2 protein-coding genes are annotated in these 1,251 nt (G+C 55.0%); both read right to left on the reverse strand.

Features of this window, described 5'->3' with window-relative positions; translation table 11 throughout:
* Positions 1–38 precede the first annotated feature (38 nt).
* The gene (locus GWQ44_RS30775) at positions 39–929 is read right to left on the reverse strand and encodes an IS3 family transposase (RefSeq protein WP_345894559.1); all 891 of its coding nucleotides are present in this window, start codon (positions 927–929) and stop codon (positions 39–41) included.
* Positions 878–1,186 carry a transposase gene (locus tag GWQ44_RS30780; protein ID WP_275929102.1) on the reverse strand — a complete coding sequence of 103 codons (309 nt, stop codon included), beginning with the start codon at positions 1,184–1,186 and terminating at the stop codon, positions 878–880. Before GWQ44_RS30780 ends, GWQ44_RS30775 begins: the two co-directional genes overlap by 52 nt.
* Positions 1,187–1,251 lie beyond the last annotated feature (65 nt).

A 1,251-nucleotide genomic window follows, 5' to 3' on the forward strand; every position in this document is an offset into this window, starting at 1 on the left:
TGTTCTGGTCAAGTGTTTCCGGACACCGTTTACGGTGATCAAGCCGCCAACTGCTCCCTAGCTATTGGCGACAGGTAGTTGTTGTAGCTGTGGAGCCTGATTCGGTTGTAGCGCATGAGGAAGCTGGTCATGTCCTGCCTAGCTTCTTCAATTGCGTTGTAGCCCTTGGTCGGTACCCACTCTGACTTGAGTGTCCCGAAGAATCGCTCTGTTGGCGCGTTGTCCCAGCATTGCCCCCTGTGGCTCATGCTTTGTGTTATCCCGTGCTCAAACAGCTCGGATTGGAAGCGTTGGCTGGTGTATTGGCAGCCTTGATCTGAATGAAACATCAAGCCTGCATGTTTGCCTCGAACATCCACCGCCATCCTCAGCGCTCTGCTAACCAGATTGGCGTCATTGATCAGAGAGAACGCCCAACCAACGATCCGGCGGGCGAACAGATCAAGCACTACTGCCAAGTGATACCAGCGCTTCCCGACTATCAAGCTGGTAACGTCGCCGCACCAGATCTGATTGATTGCTGTTGGCTCGAACTTACGTTCGAGCAGATTTTTGGCCACAAATGCCTCGACGCCTCTGGAGCGATACTGATGCCGTCGGCGCTGTCCGCTGGCCAGATTTGCTTCCTCCATGAGCCTTCCGGCCAGATACCGTCCCACCCTAATCTGCTGGGCCTTCAAGTGCTGAGAGATCATCCTCGCGCCCGCACTTCCCCGGCTTTCGACGTGCAACTGCACGACTTTTGCTCTGAGCCCGTCGCGCTTGATATTTGGCGCTGAACGGCGGCGCAGCCAGTCATAAAACGCGCTGCGGGAAACGCTCAGCGCACTACAAAGCAGGCTGGTCGGATACGAGCCAGACTCTCTCAGCTCCTCGATCAGGAAAAACGATCGGGATCCGACATCAAGAGAGCCGTAGCTTTTTTTAATATTTCAGCCTCGGTCTCTAGACGCTTGACCTTAGCTCGCAGTTGCTGGAGCTCTCGCTGTTCGTCACTGATTGCTTTGGTGCCTACCACTGGCTGGCCTTTCTGACGTTCTTTGCGAACCTGATCCACCCAACGGCGCAGAGCCGTAGGGCCGACATCCATCGACGCGCAGACGTCAGGAACAGAGCAGTTGTCATCGAGAACCATGCTTGCAGCACGTTGTTTGAACTCGCGGGTATAGGTCTTTCGTTCTTGCATGGAGCCTCCTGATTGGGCGAATCATATCGCCCTTAAGAGGTGTCCGGGATCATTAGGCCAGTTCA

The organism is Pseudomonas sp. 3MA1, assembly GCF_029237275.1.
Classification (GTDB): domain Bacteria; phylum Pseudomonadota; class Gammaproteobacteria; order Pseudomonadales; family Pseudomonadaceae; genus Aquipseudomonas; species Aquipseudomonas fluorescens_AP.

Excerpts from the sequence above, each read along its gene's own strand:
- GWQ44_RS30780 (WP_275929102.1), bottom strand. The coding sequence starts at position 1,186 with ATGCAAGAACGAAAGACCTATACCCGCGAGTTCAAACAACGTGCTGCA.